This window comes from Paenibacillus sp. 01T431 (genome assembly GCF_056398625.1).
Genome location: NZ_JBFTPT010000003.1, coordinates 104,981 through 131,656, shown reverse-complemented (window position 1 = coordinate 131,656; position 26,676 = coordinate 104,981). Strand labels below are relative to the sequence as shown.

At 46.6% G+C, this 26,676-nt stretch carries 21 protein-coding genes; 3 read left to right on the top strand and 18 right to left on the bottom strand.

The window, feature by feature from the left end:
• Positions 1-17 precede the first annotated feature (17 nt).
• The 10 genes from AC1DM9_RS05615 to AC1DM9_RS05570 form a co-directional block, all read right to left on the bottom strand.
• Positions 18-1,190 (bottom strand): sugar ABC transporter permease, encoded by a 1,173-nt coding sequence (locus tag AC1DM9_RS05615; RefSeq protein WP_477579309.1) that lies wholly within the window; start codon positions 1,188-1,190, stop codon positions 18-20.
• Between the two features lie 2 nt (positions 1,191-1,192).
• Positions 1,193-2,716: a xylose ABC transporter ATP-binding protein gene (locus tag AC1DM9_RS05610; protein ID WP_477549999.1), complete on the bottom strand. Its 1,524-nt coding sequence runs from the start codon at positions 2,714-2,716 to the stop codon at positions 1,193-1,195.
• An 80-nt stretch (positions 2,717-2,796) separates the two neighbouring features.
• Entirely contained in the window at positions 2,797-3,897 is a 1,101-nt protein-coding gene (gene xylF, locus AC1DM9_RS05605) for a D-xylose ABC transporter substrate-binding protein (protein WP_339203670.1), read from the bottom strand.
• Positions 3,898-4,029: 132 nt separating this feature from the next.
• Positions 4,030-5,577 (bottom strand): response regulator, encoded by a 1,548-nt coding sequence (locus tag AC1DM9_RS05600; RefSeq protein ID WP_477578995.1) that lies wholly within the window; start codon positions 5,575-5,577, stop codon positions 4,030-4,032.
• Positions 5,555-7,021 carry a sensor histidine kinase gene (locus AC1DM9_RS05595; RefSeq protein WP_477578993.1) on the bottom strand — a complete coding sequence of 489 codons (1,467 nt, stop codon included), beginning with the start codon at positions 7,019-7,021 and terminating at the stop codon, positions 5,555-5,557. The genes AC1DM9_RS05600 and AC1DM9_RS05595 overlap by 23 nt, the downstream gene beginning before the upstream one ends.
• On the bottom strand, positions 7,018-7,995 hold the full coding sequence (locus AC1DM9_RS05590; protein WP_477578991.1) for a substrate-binding domain-containing protein: 978 nt from the start codon (positions 7,993-7,995) through the stop codon (positions 7,018-7,020). The genes AC1DM9_RS05595 and AC1DM9_RS05590 overlap by 4 nt, the downstream gene beginning before the upstream one ends.
• A 183-nt stretch (positions 7,996-8,178) precedes the next feature.
• Positions 8,179-8,604: an L-fucose mutarotase gene (gene fucU / locus AC1DM9_RS05585; RefSeq protein WP_076266725.1), complete on the bottom strand. Its 426-nt coding sequence runs from the start codon at positions 8,602-8,604 to the stop codon at positions 8,179-8,181.
• A 39-nt stretch (positions 8,605-8,643) separates the two neighbouring features.
• Complete coding sequence (locus AC1DM9_RS05580) at positions 8,644-10,146, bottom strand: rhamnulokinase (RefSeq protein WP_477578988.1); 1,503 nt, start codon at positions 10,144-10,146, stop codon at positions 8,644-8,646.
• A 50-nt stretch (positions 10,147-10,196) separates the two neighbouring features.
• Entirely contained in the window at positions 10,197-10,856 is a 660-nt protein-coding gene (locus tag AC1DM9_RS05575) for a class II aldolase/adducin family protein (protein ID WP_339203676.1), read from the bottom strand.
• Positions 10,857-10,871: 15 nt separating this feature from the next.
• Positions 10,872-12,662: an L-fucose isomerase gene (locus AC1DM9_RS05570; protein ID WP_477578986.1), complete on the bottom strand. Its 1,791-nt coding sequence runs from the start codon at positions 12,660-12,662 to the stop codon at positions 10,872-10,874.
• Positions 12,663-12,788: 126 nt separating this feature from the next.
• On the opposite strand from AC1DM9_RS05570, the gene AC1DM9_RS05565 reads away from it, so the two are divergent.
• Positions 12,789-13,808 carry a LacI family DNA-binding transcriptional regulator gene (locus tag AC1DM9_RS05565; protein ID WP_076266721.1) on the top strand — a complete coding sequence of 340 codons (1,020 nt, stop codon included), beginning with the start codon at positions 12,789-12,791 and terminating at the stop codon, positions 13,806-13,808.
• Between the two features lie 45 nt (positions 13,809-13,853).
• Here AC1DM9_RS05565 and AC1DM9_RS05560 read toward each other — a convergent pair whose 3' ends face one another.
• The 7 genes from AC1DM9_RS05560 to AC1DM9_RS05530 all read right to left on the bottom strand — a co-directional run bounded on the left by AC1DM9_RS05560 (position 13,854) and on the right by AC1DM9_RS05530 (position 19,638).
• Positions 13,854-14,375, bottom strand: coding sequence for an ABC transporter permease (locus AC1DM9_RS05560; RefSeq protein ID WP_477511333.1), 522 nt, complete (start codon positions 14,373-14,375; stop codon positions 13,854-13,856).
• A gap of 166 nt (positions 14,376-14,541) precedes the next feature.
• Positions 14,542-15,630, bottom strand: coding sequence for a tetratricopeptide repeat-containing glycosyltransferase family 2 protein (locus AC1DM9_RS05555; protein WP_477578983.1), 1,089 nt, complete (start codon positions 15,628-15,630; stop codon positions 14,542-14,544).
• A gap of 150 nt (positions 15,631-15,780) precedes the next feature.
• A complete protein-coding gene (locus AC1DM9_RS05550; RefSeq protein ID WP_477578981.1) occupies positions 15,781-15,987 on the bottom strand; it encodes a hypothetical protein in 207 nt (68 codons plus the stop codon).
• 96 nt (positions 15,988-16,083) lie between these two features.
• Positions 16,084-16,932 carry an NAD-dependent epimerase/dehydratase family protein gene (locus AC1DM9_RS05545; protein WP_477578979.1) on the bottom strand — a complete coding sequence of 283 codons (849 nt, stop codon included), beginning with the start codon at positions 16,930-16,932 and terminating at the stop codon, positions 16,084-16,086.
• 15 nt (positions 16,933-16,947) lie between these two features.
• Positions 16,948-17,889 carry an aldo/keto reductase family protein gene (locus tag AC1DM9_RS05540; protein ID WP_339203683.1) on the bottom strand — a complete coding sequence of 314 codons (942 nt, stop codon included), beginning with the start codon at positions 17,887-17,889 and terminating at the stop codon, positions 16,948-16,950.
• Between the two features lie 212 nt (positions 17,890-18,101).
• The gene (locus AC1DM9_RS05535; protein ID WP_477549988.1) at positions 18,102-18,659 is read right to left on the bottom strand and encodes a hypothetical protein; all 558 of its coding nucleotides are present in this window, start codon (positions 18,657-18,659) and stop codon (positions 18,102-18,104) included.
• Positions 18,660-18,783: 124 nt separating this feature from the next.
• The gene (locus AC1DM9_RS05530) at positions 18,784-19,638 is read right to left on the bottom strand and encodes an AraC family transcriptional regulator (protein WP_477578977.1); all 855 of its coding nucleotides are present in this window, start codon (positions 19,636-19,638) and stop codon (positions 18,784-18,786) included.
• A 148-nt stretch (positions 19,639-19,786) separates the two neighbouring features.
• On the opposite strand from AC1DM9_RS05530, the gene melA reads away from it, so the two are divergent.
• Together melA and AC1DM9_RS05520 are read left to right on the top strand one after the other, a co-directional pair.
• A complete protein-coding gene (gene melA / locus AC1DM9_RS05525) occupies positions 19,787-21,085 on the top strand; it encodes an alpha-glucosidase/alpha-galactosidase (protein ID WP_441881563.1) in 1,299 nt (432 codons plus the stop codon).
• A gap of 142 nt (positions 21,086-21,227) precedes the next feature.
• Positions 21,228-22,001, top strand: coding sequence for a cupin domain-containing protein (locus AC1DM9_RS05520; RefSeq protein WP_441881790.1), 774 nt, complete (start codon positions 21,228-21,230; stop codon positions 21,999-22,001).
• 100 nt (positions 22,002-22,101) lie between these two features.
• Here the strand turns inward: AC1DM9_RS05520 and AC1DM9_RS05515 are convergent, their stop codons facing one another.
• A complete protein-coding gene (locus AC1DM9_RS05515) occupies positions 22,102-26,604 on the bottom strand; it encodes a PA14 domain-containing protein (protein ID WP_477578974.1) in 4,503 nt (1,500 codons plus the stop codon).
• Between the last annotated feature and the right edge of the window lie 72 nt (positions 26,605-26,676).

Below are 26,676 nucleotides of genomic sequence, written 5' to 3'. Positions count from 1 at the left end.
ATTACCTGAATTCACACTTAAACCTTCTTGCGCTGCCGCGTGTAAATATCGACGTACACCGCAAGAATCAGTATGCCGCCCTTTACGATATACTGCCAGAAGGATTCAAGATTCATTAAGCTCATCCCGTTATCCAAGCTGGCCATTACGAGAGCTCCGATAATCGCGCCAACGATGGTGCCCGTGCCGCCCATCAAACTCGTTCCGCCGATTACACATGCCGCAATGGCGTCCAGCTCATAGTTCTGACCTGCACTCATTGTTGCTGCATTTAAGCGAGCAGTCAGCACTAGTGCAGCTATGGCTGCTAGCGTATTGCAGAGAACAAACACAAGCAATATGCGGCGCTTAATATTAATGCCTGATAATCGCGCAGCCTCCGGATTGCCGCCAATCGCATATACTTGACGGCCAAAGGTCGTATTTTTTGATATAAACGTAAAAATAAGCGCCAGCACAATAACCATAACAAATGGAACAGGAATACCTTTGTAGCTGTTCATTAAATAAACGAAACCAATAACAATGGCACCAATGACGCCTAATCGCAGCACGCTGACGGCAAACGGCTCAACATCAAAACCAAATTTAGCTCTTGCTGCTCGCTTCCGCATGACAAGGTATCCCGCAACAGCTAAAGCAGTAATGCCAAATATCCATCCGATAATATCCCCCACATAAGATTGACCAATCGCTTTCACCGATGGCGTTAGCGKAGCAATCGTAACGCTGCCGGTTGTACCAAACAAAATACCCCGAAAAATGAGCATCCCGCCGAGTGTCACAATAAACGCCGGCACTGCCCGATAAGCGATAATCCAGCCTTGAATAAAACCGATCGCCGCTCCCACACCTAAGGTAGCTAAAATAACTGGTATCGTATTCCACTCGTACCACACGTTGAGAATTGCTGCGATACCACCCGTCAAGCCGACAAGGGATCCAACCGACAAGTCAATTTGCCCTGCGACAATGACGAGCACCATTCCGATAGCCAGTATAGAAGTAACCGACATTTGTAGAAACAAGTTTGATATATTCGTCGGCGATAGAAACCGGTCATGCAGCAGCGAGAATAAAACCCAAATCGATATTAATGCCCCGATCATCGTGTATGCGCGTGCGTCAAATTTCAGCCATTGCGGCCGCTGCTTCGTTTTTGTCTGGCTTATCACCGTTTCTTGATTCATGCTCATCGTCCTTTTCCTCCCGTAGCAGCCGTCATAATCATCTCTTGCGTTGCTTCCTCTGCCTTAAACTCACCCGTTTGCTTTCCTTCTGCGATGACGATAATTCTGTGGCTCATGCCTAGCAGCTCTGGGAGTTCGGACGATATCATAATGATGGACACGCCCTGCATAAGCAATTCGTTCATAATATTATAAATTTCAAATTTGGCGCCAACATCGATGCCCCGCGTCGGTTCGTCCAAAATTAAAATTTTCGGATTCGTCATCAGCCATTTGCCGAGTACGACCTTCTGCTGATTGCCGCCGCTTAAAGTTCCTACAATCGTCTCCACTGAATTCGCTTTCACTCGTAAAGAGTTCAAGTATTGATTGCCTGCCGCAATCTCCTCATTAGGGCGAAGCACCCCGCCTGAGGATATAGCTGCAAGGCTTGCTAGACTGACATTGCTTTTAATATCCATGCCAAGAACAAGCCCATACTTTTTTCGATCCTCCGAAACGAGCGCCAGTCCAGCTTTTATAGCATGCCGCGTATGCTTAATCTTTACAGGTTTCCCGTCAATCTCAACCAATCCGTTGCTTTGACCTGGATAAGAGCCGAATAAGCTCATGACCAGCTCCGTTCGCCCCGCTCCCATCAAACCGGCAATGCCTAAAATTTCACCTTTACGCACCTCAAAGCTTAAATGATCGATCACTTTTTTGCCTTGCCGCTCTGGATTCATAACCGTATAATCCGTCACCTTGAGCATGACTTCGCCGGGTTTTGCTTCCACGCGCGGGAATCGCTCCTTGAGCTCGCGTCCAACCATCAGTGAAATGACTTTATCCTCATTCACATCAGACACGTCGTATGTGCCAACCGCCAGACCATCCCGCAGTACCGTAACGGTATCTGCAATCGCAAACACCTCGTTAAGCTTATGTGAAATGTAAATACAAGTAACGCCGCGTTTTTTAAACTCACGCAAAATATTAAGCAATATATCAACTTCCTGCTCCGTTAAAGCAGCTGTAGGTTCATCGAGAATAAGAATATTCGCCTTCTTGGACAATGCCTTTGCAATTTCGATTTGCTGCTGCTTGCCGATGCCAAGGCCGCCGATCAATTGCTCTGGATTCACATCGAGAAGGCCGACTTCTTTCAGCCACCGTTCGCTCTCCTTGAATACGCGCTCCCAGTTAATAATTCCGAATACCGCCGGTTCTTTGCCGAGAAATAAATTTTCGCCAATCGATAAATCCTTCACTAGAGCAAGCTCCTGATAAATGATTGCAATGCCCGCTTCTTCCGCGTCCTTTATTTTATCGAAGCGCTTCTCTTCACCGTTAATGAGTATTTGCCCATCGTAGGTGCCGTGCGGGTATAGACCGCTCAATACCTTCATGAGCGTCGACTTGCCTGCTCCGTTCTCACCGCACAGTGCATGCACCTCTCCTTTTTTCACCGAAAAGGTCACGTCGTTCAGCGCTTTAACGCCAGGAAATTGCTTCGTAATATTACGCATTTCTAATGCCGCCGTCATTCCTTCCTCACCTCCGTAAATGGCAAAGAGGGGAAGAGCGTCTTGGCACCCCGCTTCTTCCCCTTTACCTGGTCAAGCAGCTACTTCACGTTTTTGTAAACATCGTCCTTGGAATGGAAGCCGTCTGCAATGACGGTAGCATCCATGTTCGTTTTGTCTACAGCTACCGGATTAAGCAGCACGGACGGCACATCGATTTTACCATTGTTAACTGTTTTATCAGCGCCTACATCCTCGCCTTTGGCCATCTTCACTGCAAGGTCGGCCGCTTTCTCAGCCAAATCCTTAATTGGTTTGTATACCGTCATCGTTTGTGTTCCTTCAACGATACGCTGTGCTGCCGCAAGCTCGGCATCTTGGCCAGAAACAGGTATTTTTCCATCAAGCCCTTGCGCTGCAAGCGCTTGAATAACACCGCCTGCTGTACCATCATTCGCTGCGACTACAGCATCGATTTTGTTATCATTAGCAGTTAATGCGTTCTCCATATTAGCCAGCGCGTTAGCTGGGTTCCAATCCTTCGTCCATTGATCGAATACGATTTGGATGTCACCGCTGTCGATGAGCGGCTGCAAAATATTAAATGCGCCTTTTTTAAATAAATGGGCGTTATTATCCGTCTCGGCACCGCCGATGTATACGAACTTCCCTTTTGGAGCCAATTTAATAATCGCCTCAGCCTGCATTTCGCCTACCTTTTCATTATCGAAGGAGATGTATAGATCCAAATCAGAGTTTTTGATTAAACGATCATAAGCAAGCACTTTAATACCGGCCGCATGAGCCTTTTCTACAATCGCTGCCGTTGCTTCTGCATTATGAGGGACGACGACCAGCACATCTACACCTTGGCTTATTAGGTTTTCTGCCTGAGAAATTTGTTTCGCGTCATCGCTGTTTGCTGCTTGCACCTCTACCTTAGCGCCAAGCGCCTCGGCTGCTGCGATGAACAAATCACGGTCGCGCTGCCAGCGTTCCTCTTGCAGCGTATCGAGTGAAAGGCCGATTACAATTTTGTCGTCGCCTGATTTTACGTTGTTCGTTTTTGTTGTTGCTTCTTTATCGGTTGACTTGGACCCCGCATTCCCATTGTTTCCATTGCCGCTAGAGCATGCCGAAATTACGATGACTAGAGCTAGTACAAGCGATACAACCCCGCCTCTTGTAAACCGTTTCCCCATTTTCTTCGCTCCCTTTTATAAAAAATGTAAATGCTTACATTTCTAATATAACATCGCGCTGGAAGCAGAGAGCCGCCATCTTCCAGTACTCTTTTGCTATCGTCTGCATTTTTTTAAGGCGAACAGCCCTGCTTAGGCTCTTTTGCCAAGGATGGCTCTACGGTAATCGGTCGGCGATACTCCGCATACCTTTTTGAACACCTTGCTGAAATAATTAGGATCGTTATAGCCAATCTCATAAGTAATTTCCTTTAAGCTTCGATCGGGATCAGCCATCAGCTTCTTGCTCTTCTCAATTCTGCATTCGGTTAAAAAATCGATATAATTCATGCCTTCCTGATCCTTGAACATTTTGCTCATATAAAAAGGGCTTAAGCCAAATCGCTGCGCCATCAGCTCCAGCGATATATCCTTCTCTGAATGCTCAATGATATACTGCTTCATTTGCAAAGCCGCATCGGGCTGTACTCTGCTCTGATGAGTGACGATACCTTCGATCAGCTTAGTAAGCAAGCTTTCCGTTTCTGTACGCAGCTGCTGATACTGCGTCACTTGGAACGAAAATAACGGCTTCTCCACTTCGATCCCCATCTCCTCTGCGACACGGGCTATAATCCACAATCGCTCCAGCACCCATTGGGCAGATTGCTCCAAGGAAGCATGATGCTGATCATGGACGACAATTAGCTCCATCACCATCTTGCGTACGACATCCCATTTCCCTAATCGAATATGATCAACAAATTGTTTCTCCGTCTGTTTATCTTGATACCCGCCCGCAAAGGGACTGCGCGATTCAATTTCACCATAAAACTGATGTTTCGCTGGAAGCGAGGCATTTGCCGTTGCAAGCAAAGCCTCTTGATATGACAACTTCACGTTTTCTAAGCCCTTATAGGAATCTCCGATTCCAACAAATAAATCTCCGCCAACTTCGCGCTGCCGCAGCAGTAAAAACTGCTGGACAAGCGAAGCTGCTTGAGCTCGATAGGTTTTACTGGCATCTCGAAAAATGACGATTGGAATTTGCCGCGCAGACATCGCGCCTACCCAGCCGCTTCCAGCTTGTCTCACCTTCGCTTTAATCTCACCATACAGAACTTCTGACGTTGAATGGATTGGCAGCATGACGAGCATTACAAATGCCTCGCTTGTCCGCTCTCTGCCAAGCAGCCTCAGCATATCGTCGATATGGACATCATGCACATGGTCGAAGAGCAGCTGTGTCACGACATCTGATTCGACAATAGGCATCACTTTCCTAAGCGCTTCCTCCTCGTATTGCCTGAGCGCAAGCTCGCTTTTCTCACGCATAATCTCCTCTATGACCTTGCCAATGGTTGTTGTGATTTCACTTGCCTTGCTTGGCTTTAGCAAATAATCCTTAACCCCAAGCTTAATAGCCTGCCTTGCATAGTCAAACGTGTCGTATGCGGTGACCATAATAAATTTGGCCGAAGGCAGAAACACCGAGATTCTCTCGATTGCTTCGATGCCGTTAACGCCGGGCATTTTGATATCCATCAAGATAAGATCAGGCTGCCACTCGCTTGCCGTCTCGATGGCTCTAGCCCCATTTTTTGCTTGCATAAATTGACAAGAAGGAAAACCTTTTTGCAAAATAGCCTGCAAGCCTTCCCGTTCTACTTGCTCATCGTCAACGATTAACAATTTCAGCATGCTCAGCTGCACTCCCTACGATTGGCATTTTTATCGTTACCTTCGTGCCCTTTTGCGGCGCACTTCTAATTTCTATAACGTCGTCGTCACCGACAAACAACCGCAGCCGTTTCACTACGTTGCTGAAGCCGATCCCCGTTGAATGGCCTACGCCATCCGCATTTCCGCCTTCTGTCAAAATATGATTGGCCTTCTCCGCCGTCATGCCTGTGCCGTCATCCTCAATTTCAATGAGAACAAGATTATCCTTCTCATAGATGCGAAGTGAAATCGTGCCTCCATCCTCAAGCGGCTCAACCGCATGGATGACTGCATTTTCGATAATGGGCTGAAGCGTTAAGCAGGGCAGCAGCAGCTGCAGGCAGCTCTCATCCACCTCCAGTACGAATCTAAGCCGATCTGTAAAACGCGCGCTTTGAATTTCGATGTATTTCAATATGACAGACAGCTCTTCCTCAAGCGTGACTGCCCGGTCTAGTCGTCGCAAATTATAACGAAGCAAGCCTGCTACGTTGGCAATCAGATCGCTCGTTTCCTCCGAGCCGTCTAGGTATGCTTTTTTGGATAAAATATCTAAGGTGTTGAATAAGAAGTGAGGGTTAATCTGGCTTTGGAGGCTAATAAGCTGGCTTTCCTTTAGGAGCAGCTTATTCTGCTGAAGCTCGCTTTCGAGCTGTGCCTTCTGCTGAATCTCGGAGATGAGATTGTTAATATTGATCCGCATGCGATCAAAGGTTTTGGCGAGGAATGAAATTTCATCGTTGGAGTGTACTGCTATAGGCTTATCGAATCTGCCGCGCGATAATTCTTTTGCAGCTATCGTCAACTTCTGGATAGGTCTTGTAATGCTAAGCGAAAACCAATAAGTAAACAGCAGCAGCATAATCGTGATGAGTGAAAGCAGCCATATGCCAAGCCGCTTCAGCTCCGCGCTTTGTTCGATAATGCCGCGGTAAAAAGCATCGTACGTCCGTACTTCCTTGTCGATGAGCGTTACTGTGGTTTCTGCTATGTATTTGTCGATGCGGGTCGCTTCCTCAAATTTCTCAGCTGATTGCTCCCCATTGCCTTGCTCCAAAAACATGACTGACAAATCCGCCGACGCCACCAAGCTATCAATCATATTGATGAAGCTCGTCAGCGTAAACGTATTATCCTTATTTCGAAGGCTTATCGTTTGCTGCTTTGCCATCATTATGTTTTCCTTGCTTTGATTCAGCGTCTGCTGCTTGAGTGCTGTTGGCTTCTGCAAATAATCATTTAATGCCGTAATCGTCTGATGACTGCGATCAGTCACCTCATTCATGCGCAAGTAACGCTGTAAAATATCATTGTATTGCTCCTGCGTCTTCTGATTATAGTAGGTGAGCACCATCCAAATCGTAACCATTATAAACAGCACAATTAAAGACATCGTCAATATTTTACGCTGAATGCTGTTCATTTGGCATCCTCCGCCCGCATGACACGAATATCTGTGAAATAACCGTCAGGGTTTAGCGGAACCTGCTCGCCTGTCAGCCATTTGATCATGAGAGCTACACTTTCCTCGCCCATCGCCTCTGGGGATTGCGCAATTAAGGCATCTATCTTTCCTTGCTGCATCAAAGTAAGCGTCTCCGGTGAATCATCGAACGAATAGATAAAAAAGTTGTCCACTCGCATTCGCTTGCTTATTTCCTGAATAATCGAACCCGCATGATTCGCCGAAACGGCGATGAACGCATCCGCATCCGGCTCCTCATTAAGCAGTTCATTTGTTGCCGCCGCCACATCCTCACGGGAATCTCCTGCAGCTACAATCTTGGTTATAATCTTCGGGTAGGCGTTCAGTACATTCAATATGCCCGTTAAGCGCGTTCTTTGGAAGTATTCCTGTCGATCCGACACCATCAAAATCACTTTGCCCACAAAGCCCATATCCGACACCATCTGCCGCGCGATCATGCTCCCCGCTTCCAAATGATCCGAGCCTACGTACGTTCTGCGCAAACTCTCGTTCATCGGCACATCGTTTGCTACGGTTATGACGGGGATACCTCTACTTGCCGCCTTCACCTTTGTTAAACTTTTAAATTCGTCTGTATCAAGCCCCTGCACGATGATTCCATCTACTTTAGAAGCAATCGCAACCTCAATATTTTTCAGAAAATCATCCCGATTTGTGCCATATGTCCCCCATACCTCGAGACTTGCACCATTTTGCTCTGCTGCAGCTTTAGCGCCTCGTTCCACCTTCGCCCAAAAAGGGGTATCCAGCTCCCTCGTTATGAGGACAAGGCGGTAGCTATTGTGCTGCTCTGCCGTCAATGCCGGTTCAATCAATTCGGAGGAGAACACTTTGACCATGGAGGTCAGCGTAAAAAACAAGATGACCAAGCACACTGCAAACAAGCTAACAATGATCGATTTGCGCAACCTATTTTCCTCCTGCCGACAAAATAGGATATTTTTATGAGAGCGGTTTCATATACAAATCATAGTAGATGGCTGGCTTGCTGTCTAGTTGTAGAGATAGAAAGAGGCTGCCCTCGGTAATTAACCGTGAAGGCAGCCTCCAAATATGAAGCCATAATATGTTGCATAATTAGTCGGCTATTTTTAAATAACGCCCTTTTTCAAAATAAGATTGGCATAAAGCGCACTCTCGCCTGTAGCGATTACCGCATAAGCCTGCTTCGCACGCTCGTAAAATGCAAAACGTTCGACCTGCTCAAATGGCTCCGATAGACCGGTACGCTGCTCGATAATCGAGCGGTATTGCTCCCAAATTGGGGTTTCAACCGTATCGCCCGGAACCACCTGCATAAGCGCCGCTGGCTTCTCAACATATTGATCTAAAGGGAACAGCTGCAAAATAGCGTCAAGCAGCGCTGGCACATCATGCCCATCCGCACGAATTAGCCGCTTTGCATGGCTTGCAGAGGGAAAGTTGCCGTCGGCAATCACGATTTCGTCGCTATGTCCCATTTCGCTGAGCACCTTCAGCAGCTCTGGAGAAATCAGTTTCGATATCCCAATCAGCATGCTAACCTCCTCCTCCCAGTATCGATATAATCATATGAGTTATTTAACTCTAGCAACACGCTCATAAGCTTCGAACGCATGATCCCACTCATTCTGCTGCTCAGGAGCAAATTCCTCTACCTTAAACGATGCTGCTACAAGCTTCCTTGCTTCTTGAAGATTGCCGCATTCGCCTAGCGCGACGAGCTGCATGAGCATATTGCCAATCGCACTTGCTTCTACTGGTCCCGTCCAAACCGGACGGGCAATGGCATTAGCCGTTAGGCGGCAAAGCAGCCTATTCTGAATGCCACCGCCAACCATATGCAAGCCATCAAAATGCTGCTTCGTCAATTCTTCCATTTGAGCCAGCGCCTGCCGATACCTTAATGCCAAGCTCTCCAAAATGCAGCGTGTAATTTCACCAATAGACTGAGGAACCTTCTGGGACGTTTGTTCGCAATAAGCTTGTATGCGCCCGATCATGCCGGAAGGAGCAAAAAACATCGGATCGTCGGGATGGATAAAGCTGCGGAAAGGCTCAGCGGCTTCGGCTTGCGTCACGATTTCTGCAAACGTCCAATCGTTCCCCTGCTCCTCCCATTCCCGTTTGCACTCTTGCAATATCCAAAGTCCCATAATGTTTTTGAGCAGCTGATAGGTTCCCTGAGCGCCTCCTTCATTAGAGAAATCAAGATCTTGCGCTTCTCTTGAGACGTTTGGACCTGCAAGCTCGGTCCCAAGCAGCGACCATGTTCCGCAAACTAGATAAGCAAAGCCCGATTCACCATCCGCAGGAACAGCTGCAACCGCTGATTCGGTATCATGCGTTCCAACAGCAACGGCTGTAATCGGAGGGACATCCAGCTCGGCGCAAACCTCTGCCGTTAATTGCCCAATCTTCGTACCCGGATGAATGGGATCAAGAAACAACCGATTCGGAATGCCCAGCTCATCCATTAACTCTATATTCCATTGCTGTTCTTTAGGCTTGTATAGCTGCGTAGTCGTCGCCATCGTAAACTCGCACACCTTCACGCCTGTTAAGAAATAAGCAAGCAAATCAGGCGTTAGCAGCAGCGTTCTAGCTGCCGCAAGCTTCGGCGATGCCGCTTTCTTCATCGCATACAGCTGGTTTATCGTATTAAAGGGCATAAACTGCAAGCCGCCCTGCTCATATAACCGGTCTTTGCCAAACCGTTCGAGCAGCTCTTCTACTATTCCATCTGTTTGCGAATCACGATAATGATATGGATTGCCAAGCAGCTCGCCATTATCATCGAGCAGCCCAAAGTCTACGCCCCATGTATCAATGCCGAACGTTTGCGGAGCGTAGCCTTCTTGAAAGGCTTTGCGAATGGCAAACTTCAGCTCCTGCAGCAGGCGTAAAATATCCCAGTGCAAATGGCCGTGTACAGCCACCGGCTGATTCGGAAAACGATGAATTTCCGTCACCTTCAGCGAGCGCTGACCGCTTGCCTTATCAAGCAGCAGCTCGCCGATTAACGCCCTGCCGCTGCTTGCGCCCAAATCAAACGCGAGCACAGTCGCAAGCTTCGTCATGCTTAAAGCCTCCTTTAACTAAAGCTGGCGCTTCACGAATGGGCATCGATTCACTTCATCTTTTGCAGTAATTCGATGCGGTAAGCTTCGCTCTCCAGCGATGCGATCTCTTCAAACTCTTCTGTCGTCAGCACCTTCGGCTCACGAATCGCCTTGGCAATCAAATAAATTTTTGTGCTTTCCTCAACGACCTCCGTACGATAGTAAGCCTCGCGTAAATTGCGACCAGACGTTACTAAGCCATGGTTGCCAAGCAGTACTGAGCTTGCTTCATTTACTTTCGCTACGTATGCATCAGCGAGCTTATCCGTCGTCGGAAGCACATAGGGAACGTACACCGTCTTGCCAACGAGCGCTGCTTGATCTGGAAACATGATTGGAAGCTCCTGCTCAACTAACGTGAATGCAATGCAATATGGCGGATGCGTATGGACGATTGCTCCAATATCCGGATTAGCACGATAGGCATATAGATGCATCAGCACCTCAGATGATGGACGAAGACCGATATCTGTTATTTCCCCAGTCTCAATATCTACCTCGACCCATTGATGCGGCTCAACCTCATCAAGAGCAAATCCGCTTGGCGAAAGATACATTTTGCCTTCAAACTTCGCGCTAATATTGCCGCCTGGCCCTACAACCAGCTTGTTCGTTACTGTTTTGCGAGCATATTTGCATAGCTCGTTGCGAATGTCCGTGCTGCTCATTGTAAAACCTCCGATTTATTTGTAGATAGGCCCGAAATTTTGACAAGCTTGGTAATCGGCATTCTCTGGATTCGCCGTACCGAACAATCCCCATGCTCTTGGGCGGAATACACGTTCTCTCGAAACATTATGCATATTAACCGGAATCCGCAGCATCGAAGCGAGCGTAATTAAATCAGCGCCGATGTGTCCATAGCTGATAGAGCCGTGATTTGCACCCCAATTATCCATTACCTCATAAACGGAACCGAAAGCCCCTTCACCCGTCAAGATTGGTGCAAACCATGTTGTCGGCCACGTCGAATCGGTACGTTTGTCGAGTGTGTCATGGACATCCTGCGGCAATTCTACCGAATAACCTTCTGCGATTTGTAGTACAGGGCCAATGCCCTTCACCAAATTAATGCGAGACATTGTCATCGGCATGCCGCCGCGCGTTAAGAAATCAGAGGAGTAACCGCCTCCGCGGAAATATTCGACCGAAGCTGGCCGCCATGACGTAGCAGCCAAACATTTTTGCGCTTCTTCCTCCGATATTTCCCAGAACGGCTTCATGACCGGTTCGCCATCCTTCGTCTGCTCTCCTGTTCCGTCAAGCGTAGCTGAACCGGAGTTGATCAGATGGAGCAAACCGTTCTCAGCTGCACCCGCCAGCTTGTGTCCCGTGACCCGCTCCACAGATTCTGGGCTCCAATACGTACGGACATCGGCAAAAATTTGAGCGGTATTCGTAAGCAAATATCCGAAGAGCATAACCACGCCATTCAAGCTGTCATTTTCCGTAGCTACCATATAAGGCGCCCTTATGCCGTTCCAATCGAAGGATGAATTAAGTATGGATTCCATGAAATCACCGTTTGGAAAATGATCCGTCCACTGCCGCTGCCCTTGGAATCCAGCTACGATCGCGTTATGGCCGCCAGCTTCCTCGCCGAAGCCAAGTTTGGCAAGCTCAGGGTTGCCAATCATCAGATCACGGGCGATTTGCGTCATTTTCACAACTGTTTCCCAGTCCTCATCTTTACGCTCTCTTGACGTCTGGATATCCGCAGCATTGTTATCTGCTCCTTCGATACAGTTCTCCTTCACCCAGGTAAGCGCTTTCTCGAACTCCGCTGTATCATATATGTTCTCTTCCATACGGCGTACAAATTCAGTCATATCGATGTACTCGGTACGCATGCCAAGATATTCTTGGAAGAAAGCGTCATTTACGATTGAACCGGCGATACCCATAGATACTGAACCCATCGACAAATACGATTTACCGCGCATATAAGCAACCGCCAGGCCTGCTTTCGCAAATCCAATCAGTTTATCTTTAACATCAAACGGAACGGAAGTATCGCCAGAATCTTGAACATGCTCACCATAGATGCCAAAGGCTGGAAGCCCTTTTTGCGCGTAACCCGATAGTACAGCTGCCAGATACACCGCGCCTGGGCGTTCTGTCCCATTAAAGCCCCATACCGCCTTCGGAATGCTTGCATCCATATCCATCGTTTCCGTGCCGTAGCACCAGCAAGGCGTTACCGTTATCGATACCCCTACGCCAGAGGTTGCAAATTTTTGCGCACAGGCTGCAGCTTCAGCTACTCCGCCAATACAGCTGTCAGCGATGACACATTCAACCGGTTCGCCGTTTGGATAACGCAAATTGTCCGATAAAAGCTTAGCTGTCGCGATTGCCATGTTCATGGTTTGTTCCTCCAACGATTCGCGAACGCCTTTTCTTCTTCCGTCAATTGTTGGTCGAATACCTATCTTTGGAAACCCTGATTGAAAACGAAAGCTAGTATCTGTCATATTAAAACCTCCATTATGTTATAATAATGTTACCGATAACATTAAAATAACAACAATAAGGCTTGCTGTCAATGACTACTTTTTTGTATGATAGAATCTACGATTTATCCATAAGGGGATTACGAAATGGTAACAATATATGATGTAGCCGCTAAGGCAGGCGTCTCCGCTATGACCGTCTCCAGAGTTATCAATAACACTGGTAAAATAAGCGAAAAAACGAGAACGAAGGTAACTCGTGTTATGGAGGAGCTGGGTTATGTTCCGAATCAAACGGCGCGAAGCCTCGTACTCCAACAAACGAAGCTGCTATTCCTGCTCATAACTGATATTATGAACCCTTTCTATACGACGCTCGCACGCGGAGCGGAAGATGCTGCCAAACGTTCGGGTTATCGTCTGCTGTTTGGGAACAGCGACGAAAATCTGGAAAAAGAAGCCGATTATGTGACGACCATCTTGACGACTCGCGTTGACGGCGTTCTTGTCGCTCCTGCTGGCGATCCCTCTCTTCCTCATTTAAATTCGCTGCGCAAGCATAATGTGCCATTTGTGCTGCTCGACCGTGAGGTGCCAGGCATTGATTGCGATATCGTGCTTGGTGACAGCAGAGACGGTGCAAGAAGGCTTGTTGAGCATCTAGCCTCACAAGGGCATCGCACAATAGCGATGGTGAATGGTTCTTCCTCCATCTCCAGTGCGAGATTAAGACTGCAAGGCTATCAAGACGGCATGAAGCTCAATGACCTGGACTACAACGAGAAATATGTATTTGAGACCAGCTTTGGTCCTTTAAACGATTTGACCGAAATGGGCCAGTGGTTCGATCAGCTCTCCCCTCCTCCAACGGCTATCGTTGCAGGCAACAATGTGCTTGCTGTAGAAATTTTACGACTGTTCCGTGAACGCGGAATGAGCGTTCCTGACAATATGTCCATCGTTTGCTTTGATGATCTTGGACCTTATTCAGAAGTAGAACCATTCCTTACCGTAGCCGCTCAGCAGGCTTATCAGTTCGGCTACATGGGCATGCAAATGCTAGTTGACCGCATACAAGAGCGTGAAGCCGCGCTGCCATGGAAAAAAATCGTTTTGCCGGCAGAGCTGATTATTCGTCGATCCGTGAAGGAAATCACTTCACTTTAGCTAAGCTTGTAAAAAAGTGCCTAGAGGAAACCCCCAGGCACTTTTTTAGTTTATTCTTGCTCCTTCAAACCGAGTAGATAAACCGCTCTGGATTTGGACATTCTTATTCAAAACGGTGGCAAAAACCTGTACTCGATCACGAGCCTGCAATTGTACAAGACCACTGGCCTCAATAATGCCGCTTGTATTTGTAAAATCTTCTTGATCTGAAATTCTTGGCACGCCGTTTACTCTTATCTCCAAATCAAGCGTATAGGTTGTGACCGTAACCGTTTGAAAGAAGACACTTGCAAAAAGAGCGTAAACGCCTTTTTGTTTTGGACGGAAAGTTGAGTTTGCCGGGTTGTATTCATTGTTGAGATCCAGCTCTTCCACTTGATAAAGAACTTTGGCAGTTGTACCATCAAGAAGATTCTGATCGATTCCAGAAACAGCTCTGAACGCAGATTTGCGTCTTCTCACTGGCCTACAGATCAATTTCTTGCTGACAGGTCGCTTGCAAACAACTTCTTTGCAGATAAGTCTTTTGCTGCTCTGTTTTACCTTCCTTGCTCTTGTAACAGTCATGCTTTTCCCTCCTTCTAACCCTATTTATTTAGCTGGTTACAAAACTAGTTGTTCTAGCAATACATTATTATATGGATCGATTCGCTTAATAGAGACGGTACTTGTCTAGCAAAGATGAAACAGGCTGTTTTATTAAAAAACAAAGAGTAGAATTCATATGATCCTGCTAGCTTCCAGCCTTTCTTTTGCCCAGTCGTTTCTCTAGCAATTGTTTGTTGTCTAATAGGTTTGTATCCGTGGGAGCATACGAAAGAGCAATCTCATTATGCGTATACGCATGCTCTAGTTTTCCTAACTTGCCGTAACAGGCCACTAGCTGCAAATGGGGAAACCATGTCCAAGCCATGTGATTAATGCCAAGCAGACGTTTTTCTGGTTTTTCCAGCTTCAGTGCCAATTGGTACCAGTTAATCGCTTTCTCATAATCATGGTTTTCCTGAAAATAATAAGCGATACGGCATACGTAATCAGCACGCGGGATATCATAGTTGAATGTTTTTATAAGAGAAAGCAGCTCCTGCTCTTTATTGCCAAGCTCATGATGACAATGAGCCATTCGATCACAAGCTAGCAATTGATCTTCAAAGTAGCTTGCGCGATCAGAAATAATAGCTTCATAAATCTCAATTGCCTTTTCAAAATCATCATTAGCGGTTAACTCCATTGCATAATGCAGCAATTGCCGATTGGAGAGAACGGCTCCCTTCGCAAGCATTCTTTCATAAATACGCAAATTTCGTTCCGAGTTTGTATGGACGCGCCCGTGACTCACAGCAATATCAGAGAAGATCACATTTCCCTCAACTGCCAAATATTCATGCACGGGATCATGCCACTGAAATTGCTTGGAACGCTTCACCAGCCGGTTTCTTTGAATGACAGCTGTAGGCTGTCCAAGAGGATCAAATCCAACATAATAATCCATGCTGACGGAGTCCACAGTTGGATCTATCGTTTGTTTAAGCAAGCTGAGCTTCGTTCTATCGTTTTCTTGCAGCCAATCGTCTGCATCGAGCCATAAAATATAATCTTGAGTAGCATGATTGAAAGAAAAATTTCTCGCAGCCGAAAAATCGTCATTCCAATCCATATGAAAGATTCGACTTGTGTAGTTAGCTGCAATTTCCTTTGTCTTATCTGTTGATCCCGTATCTACAATTATGATCTCTTCAACTAGGTCTTTGACGGAGTTTAAGCATTTTTCCAGTACTTGCTCCTCGTTTTTTACAATCATGCATAAACTAATCGTAATCATTGCTTCACACCTCCATAACCTATTCTCTAAGCAGTATATGGAGCCATAACTTGTGGTGTTTGGACAAATATACAAACAAAAAAAGGCCGGGAGCTCCTCCTTTTACGGAGAAATCCGGCCTTAATTGTTGATTGCATATGAACGTTAACTCTAGTATTGCTTTGGTGGAACCTCAGGCGGAATGTCCGGCTTGATCTCAGGTTCAACCTCCGGTTTAATTTCCGGGATCGTCTGCGGCTCAATTTCCGGAATAGGCTGGTCGGGCTTAATTACCGGCGAATCCGGGGGTATAATTTCCGGCTCCTGTCCTGGACTTGTCTCAGGAACCTCCTGCGGCTTGTTTTCATTATCTAACATGCTTCATCAGCTCCTTTCGCTTATAAGCATGTTTACCCCAAAACGGTCCTAAAATAACGTTCACCGAATAATTTTTTTCTCAACACGACTTTCCCTTTACCCGTTGACGTAATCGCGCCATTGATGTTTTGGCTTCCAGTTGAGCAGACGTTTAGCCTTTTCATTGCAGAGCAATGTTTCATGCCCCTCCAGCGGCTTGCGGAAATCATTGACCTCCGGGAAACGAGCTGCCATAAGCGCTCGGCTTGGCAGCGCCATGCTGCTATCATCCGCTGCAAGATTAAGCGCTACGCTTCCGAGCCCCTCTGCTTCAATAGCGAGCTGACAAGCTTCCGCCGCATCTCTCGTATCAATGTAGCTCCATAGAATACGCTCGCGCTGCTCGGGATCATGGATAAATGACTCGAATCGCTCATACGCTTCTGGTGCAATAACGTTGCCTAGGCGGAATGAAACAACCTGCATGCCTGTTCTACGGTTTATCATATCCGCTGTTTGTTCATTTACGATTTTGGACAAGCCATAGCTGTCATCAGGAAGCTGCGGATGCTCTTCATCGACGGGAACATACTTAGGCCCGAACTTCTCTTTGGCAAATACGAGGCCATAAGAGGATTCGCTCGAAGCGATAACTGCCTTGCGGATGCCAAGACCCGCTGCAGCTTCCAATATGTTGTAGGTAGACATCACATTGTTGTGAAAGGTAACCTCATTCGGATGCGAATACGCAACTGGAATGGCAGCCAAATGCACAACGGCATCCGCCCCAGCCAATACGCCGTACACTTCACCCAAATGGTTCAAATCAACGATTACAGTTCGGCATAGCGGTTCGGCTGGATGTTTCACATCCGCATTCACAACCTCGTATCCCTGCTCAACAAAATGCTTAACTACCCATTTCCCCAGCATGCCGCTGCCGCCTGTAACAACTACTTTCGGCACTTCATTCACTCCTTCTTATGCTCCTAATATTTGTTCAATCCGCTCCGTAATATCAGCGCTTAGCACGACACCCGATGCCTTCACGTTCTCTTCCACCTGTGCAGGATTGCTAGCTCCAACGAGTGCACTAGATACATTCGGCTGGCGCAAAATCCAAGCAAGCGCCAGCTGACCAACCGTTAATTCCAGCTCTGCTGCCACCACGCTCAGCTCGCGCACTTTATTGATTTTCTCTTCCGTCACACCTTTGCGCATGCCATCAAGCTTCGCTGCACGGCTGTCCGCAGGCACATCATTCACGGAACTGTATTTGCCCGTCAGCAGTCCTTGAGCGAGCGGCGAGAACACGACTTGTCCAATACCGCCGCGCTCTCCGTAAGGAATGACTTCCTTCTCGATATAACGGTTAAACATATTATAAATCGGTTGGTTAACTACGATTCGGTCGAGCAAGTAACGATCAGCAATTGCATGCGCTTCCACCATTTGCGCGGTTGTCCACTCGCTAACGCCAACATACAGCACTTTGCCTTGGCGTACCAGATCGTCAAGCGCACGAAGCGTCTCTTCCATAGGCGTACTTGGATCATGGCGGTGGCAGTAATATAGATCCACATAATCTGCTCCAAGCCGTTTCAGGCTGGCATTGCACTGCTCCATAATATGTTTACGGGATAGTCCCCGATCATTTGGGCCATCACCCATCTGTCCAAACACTTTAGTTGCGAGCACATAAGATTCCCGTGGAAAAGCACGAAGCGCTTCTCCCATCAGCTTCTCTGCTTCCCCTCTCTCATATACATTCGCTGTATCAAAAAAATTAATGCCAAGCCCGTAGGCTGTTTGAATCGCTTTCACCGCATTTTCACGTTCTACGTAACCGCCGTATGTCAACCAGCTTCCCAGACTGATCTCGCTAACCTTCAATCCACTTTTCCCTAAATGACGAAATTGCATCTCTACTCATCTCCTTATGAATTGTAAAATAGCAATCGAAATGCTGCCTTAAGCACACTCGCATCTCTATTCTAGAGAAGTTTGTATCATTATGTAAGTAGTGAAAAAAAGGTCACTATATTATATGAGATATACATACTATACTTAAAGTAACTGCTAGTTTCTTGATTTTTATCTTAAAATAAACCCGTTGGTACGGGTGATTGGCAATACTATTCGTCCAACCATTGCTGTACTTTGCTATCCATTTCTTTTTGCAAAATCTCTAAAATGCCGCTTTTATTATGCATTATATCCAAATACTTTTTGGGAAACATTTTTTTCAACGAAGATTGATAAAGACTGCCGTCTTTCGGTTCAGTATATTCGGTTACAACATATCCCGCTGCTTTTTTCTTCAAGCGAATGACCGCAGGCATGGAATGCCCTGCTTGAATTTCTAGACCCGAAAATTTATTAAATCCGCCAAAATAGGAATGCATATACACCGTAATGATGCCCGATGATTCGCTTGTGCCATAAACCTCATGCACCTCAAACTGTTTTTCCGTTTGAGAGGAGACGGAATCATATTTTTGAATAATATAATTTGAAATTACCTCGTTCATATCATCTGATAACTGTTTTTCTTGATAAGAGGCTTGCATTTCCTCTGATTCGCTAGAGACCACTTTCCAACTGCTATCCGTTGTTCCATTATTCTCTTCCTTTTCGCAAGCACTAAGAATGCAAACCGCTGCTAGCAAAACAAACCAAATCTTTAACCTCACCAAAAATCCCTCCTCTTCATCCTCATCATCATAGACTCTTTAATGATTACTTAGGTTGCATTTATGGAGAAATTATCCACTGCATTCGAATGCCCACCTATCTATTTTCCGCTCGTTTATCGTTCTATTGCTTATTCAAGCTTTTCCGAAATTCCGTAGGCGATTGTCCGCTCCATTTGTGAAATTGCTTCGTAAAAAAGAGCGGGTCATTAAATCCAACAGATGAGGCAATCTGGGCGATCGTAAGCTCGCCTTCAAGCAGTTCCTCTGCTTTCTTCATTCGTACCTTTTGTAAATATTGCATGGGCGGCAGCCCCGTCGCATCCTTGAACAGCCTCGTTAAATGCGCGCGATGATAGCCGAGTGTTTGAGCGATTCCTTCAATAGAAAGCTGCTGTCCATATTGGAGCGATATGAGGCGAATTGCCTGATCAATTTGGCGGTAAGAACGAGATTCTGGTACGATCTCTTCGGTTATTCTCGTAAGGTTCATTCGTCCAAGCTCATGAAATATTAATCTCAGCCAACCCGAAGCCTCCATATTGCCAAGCGCTGGGGCATTCGTTTTCTCCATACCTTTGCGTATTTTACGAAACATCCGATAAATCGTCGGTAGCGAAAATCCACGTATAACAGCGAGGTCTGGCGTAATCCCAATCGAACTAAGAGAAGCTTCCACGATATCTCCCGAGAAGGCTACCCATGTATATTTCCAAGGATTGTGCAGGCTTGCCTCGTATTTGACCAGAATATCCGGAAAAATGATGAAGGCATCCCCCGCGCTGCAAGAGTACGTCTTCCCCAGCGTTTCAAATGTGCCTTCCCCATCCAGTACAATGTGAATTAAATAATAATCATGAACAGCCGGTCCTATAAAATGGCCCGCGACCGGTTCGCCGATTCCGCTGAACAAGACCGACATTTCGCCTTTCAGCGGAGCTGTATTAATACTCATGGTTATACGATGATGCGTTTCCATCTATGCACCTCCAATAAGCTGACTTCTCTAAGCATACTAAATGATGCAACATTTCTCCATATAATGCTTCGTTCCTTCCATATTCATTTGCAGTTGTTCTCCTTATACTAAAGGAGTCAGCAATCATCCAATAGGAGGCTATTGTCTAATGTCTAAAATTACTTTTATCGGCGCAGGAAGCAGTGTTTTTGCCAAAAACATTCTTGGAGATGTCATGCAGACACCTGCACTGCAAGGTTTTGAAATCGCTTTATTTGACATTGATGCGGAGCGTCTTCTCGATTCCGAGCAAATGCTGCTTAATATTAAAAAAACAAGTGAAAGCACTTGCGAGATTAAAGCTTATACCGACCGGAAAGAAGCGCTTCGCGGTGCAAAATACATCGTAAACGCCATTCAAGTAGGCGGCTATGATCCGTGTACGATTACCGATTTCGAGATTCCAAAAAAATACGGCTTGCGCCAAACGATTGCCGATACCGTAGGCATTGGCGGCATTTTCCGTAATCTACGCACGATTCCTGTGATGCTGGATTTCGCTCGCGATATTAACGAGGTTTGTCCAGATGCCCTGTTCCTTAACTACACCAACCCAATGGCCGTGCTCACGAATGTCATGAACACCTATGGCGGCGTGAAAACGGTTGGCTTATGCCATAGTGTACAAGTTTGCGTACCGCATTTATTTGATCATTTGGGTATGGACACAACGGGCGTTAAGTACAAAATTGCAGGTATCAACCATATGGCATGGCTGCTTGAAGCAAGCAAAGACGGAGTTGATCTTTACCCGGAAATCAAACGCCGTGCAGCCGAGAAGCAATTGGAGAAACACCATGATATGGTTCGTTACGAGCTCATGCTGAAATTCGGCTACTACATCACCGAATCTTCCGAGCACAATGCGGAATACCATCCATACTTCATCAAACGGAACTATCCAGAGCTGATCGAGCGTTTCAACATTCCTCTCGATGAGTATCCTCGCCGCTGTGTTAGTCAAATTGAAGGCTGGAAATCCATGCGCGATTCACTTATTAATGACAGCAAGCTTGAGCACTGCCGCAGCCATGAATATGCTTCGTACATTCTCGAAGCAATTGAAACGAACAACCCGTTCAAAATTGGCGGCAACGTGATGAATACTGGGCTTATTACGAATCTTCCGAAGGAAGCTTGCGTAGAAGTACCATGCCTCGTGGATGCGAATGGCGTTACACCAACCTATGTTGGCGACCTTCCGCCACAGCTTGCAGCATTAAACCGTACGAACATCAACACGCAGCTATTAACGATTGAAGCGGCAATTACTGGCAAGCGAGATCATATTTATCACGCAGCAATGCTTGATCCGCATACCTCAGCAGAATTGTCTATGGATGACATTGTATCGCTTTGTGATGAGCTCATCGAAGCGCATGGCAGCTGGCTTCCAAGCTATAAATAAACGAATAGGCAGACGAGTGCATCGTTATTCATGCACTTGTCTGCCTTGTTTTTTTCCAGTAACCTTCACCATCATATGGGCAAACACATATCCTATCCCAGTAAACATTTACCAGCTAATGGAAGAGGGGCAGGATTTACAAATGACTTCTTATATGGACTATACGTCTCCACAGACGGAATTTGCTTATGATTTGAACAATAGTACTTTTTTCAAAAAAGATCCATACAACTACATCAACTTGCTTTCAGTGAAGCAATTGAATACGTTAGGCAATTCGTCGCTTCTTGATATATACCTTAGCAAAAGCAATGTCGTTGAGCCTCATTACCATCAGAATGCCTCCGAGCTCGTATATTGCATATCAGGATCAGCAGAAATTGCGCTTATGAACCCTTTTACGAACGAGTTCCTTCATTACTTGGTACAGCCTGCTCAAGTCGTCAACATTCCGCAAGGCTGGTGGCACTATGAAATGGCGACCGTCGATAATACTCATCTGCTAGCCATCTTTGATGCGCCAATCCCAGAAGTTATTTTTGGCTCCGATATTTTAAGATTAACTCCAACCAATATCCTTGCGTATACCTACTGCTTAGATCAAGAAAAATTAGAAAATGCATTAGCACCTTTAAAAGACACCGTTATTCTGGGACCTCCGAGCAATTGCAGCTATAATCCCGTACAAGGCCAAAGCAAAAATATGCAAAAGCCTAATCAAGCTCCAATGCAGCAGCAAGCTCCAGTGCAATCGAATCAAGTATTGCAATCCAATCAAGTATTGCAGCCAAACCAAACGTTGCCGTCCAATAAAGCATATCAGCCTAATCAAGCTATACAGTCGAACCAAGCTAAACCTAACCAAGGCTATTACAATCAAATGTATGGCCAGCAATATTATCAGCATCCATATTAATAACTTAAACCCACAGAAACCGACAAAAAAAGAGGGAACCCAAGCAGTCCGTTGCTTCGGGTCACCCTCTTCTTTATTGTAAGCAAAATCTAACGAAATGTTACCCCAGAATCCATCTTGCAAGCATCGCGATATCCACAATATCAATTTTGCCATCCGCATTTAGATCGGATTTCTTATATTGCGACCAATTCGGATCTGCGCTTGTTTTGCCATATGCAGCTGCTACGATGCCGAGGTCGCCAATTGATACCTTATTGTCGTTATTAATATCGCCTGACAATTTGGATGCTTGGAACGTCGTCACTGCCGCACTTAACTGAGTAATAGCTGCGCTCACTTGCGCTTCGCTTGCATTCGGGTTAACGGCAACGGCTTTCGCTGCCGCAATGGCTTCACCGAACGCTGCTTTTGCTGCTGCCGGATATTGACCAGGCTGTGTGCCGACTATCGCTCCATCATAAATGGCTTCCGCTGCGGCTATCGCCTGATTTAAGCCCGTCACATCAACAACGGCACTAATTTGCAGCGTATGGGAAGCAGATTTTGCTTCAAGTTCTTCTCCCAAGCTATTTGCAACATTAAAGTCACTAATTTGAATGGCTGTATTGCCTGTGCTCCCCGTAACAGCTGCCAAGAAGCTCAGCTTCAGCCATTCCGAATTGGCATCAATGCCTTTGCCTTGACCTGCCGCTACAATCCTCACCTTGCCTGGCTCGATAACCTTTTGCTCAAGGATGCTGAAATCCTGCTGCAAGGAGGCTGCGCCAGTCAGCGTTAATTTCGCAGCATCGAAGCTAACTGTTAAAATTTGCGCATACAGCTTTGAATATTTCTCCTCCGTTACGCCTGACAATCCAACCGTTGCATCGAAGGATTGACCCGCTTTCACCAGTGCCGCTCCGGCAATCGTAGCTGTCGCGTCTTTCACAGCAGGAGGTACAACAGAAGCTGCGAAGTCAGCAACCGATTTGCCGAGCGCCGCCAACGCTGCATCTACTGCCGCTTGATCTGCAGTTGCAAGAGCCAATACGTCTTTAGCTGTTTCGATTGAAGCAGCAAATGCATCTTTTGCAGACTGCGGATTTTGACCGGGTTCTGTGCCTGCAACAGCGGAATTAAGTTTGGCTTCAGCAGATACAACTGCCGCTTGAAGCGCTGTTTTATCCGACAATTGAGCAGGACCAACCGAGAAATAATCGAAATTCGCTTGGATTGACGTTTTATCACCCGAAGATAGACCATAGAAACCGATTTTCAAATTGCTTAAATTAACAGTCATCGGGTCTGCCGCAGGTTTCCATGCGCTGCCATCCCAATAGAAAGTAGAAACGACATTGCCTACCTTTTTGATTTGCAAATAGGACGTATCGTAACCTGGATGGCTAACCATGTTTGTCGCTTTAACATAAACCGCATTTTTCTCATATGCGGTTTCGAGGCTTTTGCCAGTTGTAGCTTCCGTATCCCAAACATGGCCCAGCTTGACGTAATTGTCCTCATTTTGCCAAATGAACAGGCCTGATTGCTGGAAGTTTTTGCGTACAGGAGCTTCCACTTTTGTTGTAATGACGAAGTCGCCTGCTGGCGCATCCTTTAAAAATATGTTCGGCAAGTTATTTGAATTTCCGAACGTGTCGCCTGGTGAAGTGTCCAAGCTTAAAAAGCCAGGTTTGCGTGTCAGCGACCATTTGGAGTTGTCTGCCTTAAAGACAGACCAAGCACTGTCTAACGTCGCCTCATTAAACGGATCAACGGAAGAACCCGCCGGAAGGGGATCGTTTACCGATACAAAAAATTGCTCACGCGCGTTTTGGAGAGATTTAAGGGCTGTTTGGATTTGAGCAGGCATTGCAGCCTCATCTTGAGCTGTCTCGCGGGCTGAATCAATGACAGCCTTAAAGGAATCAGCAGTCGATTGCTCATATTCGCCGGCTCCTGAACCCATTTTCGCGAGATTCAGCATGCCTTCTGCTCTGGCAATTTCAGCGAGCAAATCCCCTTTGGTTGCTGTGCCGATGAGCTCACGGTGTGCAGTTGCAATCCGATCAAAATCCATTTTTTCAACCTTGCGATCGTAAGACAGTAAACCGTTGATTTCATATTCCACATCTGTAATTTGTGTGTATATGGCTGCGCTCAGGCCTGATTCCTTCAGCTGCTTCAGCCTGTTGATGTAGGCGATATAAGTAGAAGTCAGCTGTTCTTTGCTATTCATTAATTGATAGGAGAATACGAGTGGGCTCCATTCATGCCCTGGGACATGCAAGCCTAAACCGCCATATTCGCCAAGCACAGCTGCCCTTGTATCGCTGTAATTCGGAGCGCCGGGATCAGGATAGCGATGAATATCATTCAAATCGCCGACGCCCGCATCCCACCAGCCGCTTGTGCTGTTGACGAGCCTAGTCGAATCAAGGCTTTTTACATAACTGGTAGCATCCTTCGTCAGTTGTCCACCTTGATCGAATTGTCCCCAGCCTTCATTAAACACCGTCCACACAATGATCGATGTTACGCTGCGCAATTGATCGACCATCTCTTTGTATTCTTTAAACCACTGCGTCTTCGTTGCTTGTGTAATATCTGACCCTTTATTTCCTTGACGATCCTCAAGGCTCGGCATATCCTGCCATACGAGTACGCCTAGCTTATCTGCCCAATAATACCAGCGAGCGGGCTCCACCTTAATATGCTTGCGGATCGTATTCATGCCGACGCGTTTGACCGCCTCAATATCAAATTTCAAGGCTTCGTCCGTAGGTGCCGTGTAAATGCCGTCCGGCCAAAAACCTTGATCGAGCGGCCCCATTTGGAAGACGAATTTCCCATTTACTAGCGGCCTTGTTATACCGTCTACCTTGCCGAGCGTAATCTCTCTCATGCCAAAATAGCTTGAAACCTCGTCTACCGTTTGTGCTCCATCCTTCAGATACACCTTTAAATCATATAGATAAGGATCATCTGGGGACCAAAGCCGTGCATTTGGAACTGCCACAGCAATCTCAGCTCCAGCTGCTCCTGTTGCGGTTCCCACCACTTTTCCATTTTCCAAAACAACCGCTTCAATCGTTTGCCCTTCAACGCCGATAGCAGCTGCCTTCAGCTTCAAGATGCCGTTTTGAATATCTGTTGCCATGTCGAGTTTATCGATATGTGCAGCAGCTACAGGCTCAAGCCACACCGTTTGCCATATACCCGATACGGAGGTATACCAAATGCCGCCGAGTTTTTTGACCGTTTGCTTGCCAACCGCTTGGTCTGCTCCCATATCCGTCTCATCCAGAACATGCACGATAAGCTCATTGTCCCCAGGCACAAGATAATCCGTAATATCAAAGCTAAATGAGGTATAACCTCCCTTATGGCTGCCTACCGATTGTCCATTCACATACACCGTTGCCAAGTAATCAACCGCGCCAAAATTCAGCTTCACTCGCTCACCATCCCAGCTCTCAGGAACGGTAAAGGAGCGCTTATACCACATGAGATCCTCAACGCGGTTAATGCCCGAAAGCTTCGCTTCTGCTGCAAACGGAACGAGAATTTTCTCCTTCAGCACTTGACCTACAGGAACAGCTTCTCCCTTCTGGGCTGCTTGGAACTCCCATTCCCCATTCAAATTCATCCATTTTTCACGCGCTAATTGTGGTCTTGGGTATTCAGGCAGTACGTTTTCTTTGTCTACATCCTCCGCCCATGGGGACATGATCTGATATTTCGAACCATTGTAGACAGGTTTATCGAAGCTAGCTACAGCTGCTCCCGCCACCGTTTCCAGTCCGCCTTTGCCATCGTAGATTACTTTAACATTGCCTACATCCTTAGAGTACATTGGATCTTTCAGCAGTACGGTGACGACTTTATCGTCCCCATCCTTCAAAGCTGCCGACAGAATAGGCAAATCGCCCGTCACGATACGCAATTTCAGATGCTTAACAAATTCAGCAGTGATTGGCTTCAAAGATTCTTGGAATGGCAGCTCAACTTGCAAACCATCCTCGGACACGATACCTCCAAGCGCGAAACCGTCTGGCAAATAAAACGCTTCTGTTGGAACTGCCTCCTTCGCTAAGCTCTTGCTAGACCAGCGCAGGTGAACATTCGAGCCGCCTGTGTCTTCGAACAACTCCAGCTTAATGCTGTATTTCTGACCTGCAACCAAAGTGACAGGCTTTGAAGTTTGCTCTTTGTCCCAGTCCGCTATCCAGTGGTCGATCGTAAGCTTATTATCAACCCAAAGGCGGAAGCCATTATCACCTGTAATGTAAAAGGTATAGTCCTCAGAGAGCTTAGGCTGAATGAAACCCGTCCATCTGATGCCGACGCGATCTTCTTGTCCTGTAAACATTTTGATGGCCGGCTCTAAATTGGAAATGTCCAAATTCGAATCGTAGCCAGCTCCTTTAAAGGTTCCAAAAGCAAAATTGGGCGGCCCTCCCGCAGTGAAATATTCAGCCATCAGCCCATGCTGCTGCGAAGCTGCCATTCCCCCTGCATCTGCTGCCGCAGCCCGGGGTGCAAAGGAGATTGCGGAAGCTACTATACTAAATATCATAGATAATGCCACAAGCGTACTCATTGTTTTTCTTATATTCAACATGAACGGAACCTCCAAAGATTCATAGTATCGATACCCAAATCTAGTGGAGGAAGTGATGCGCCTTCCCCCTTG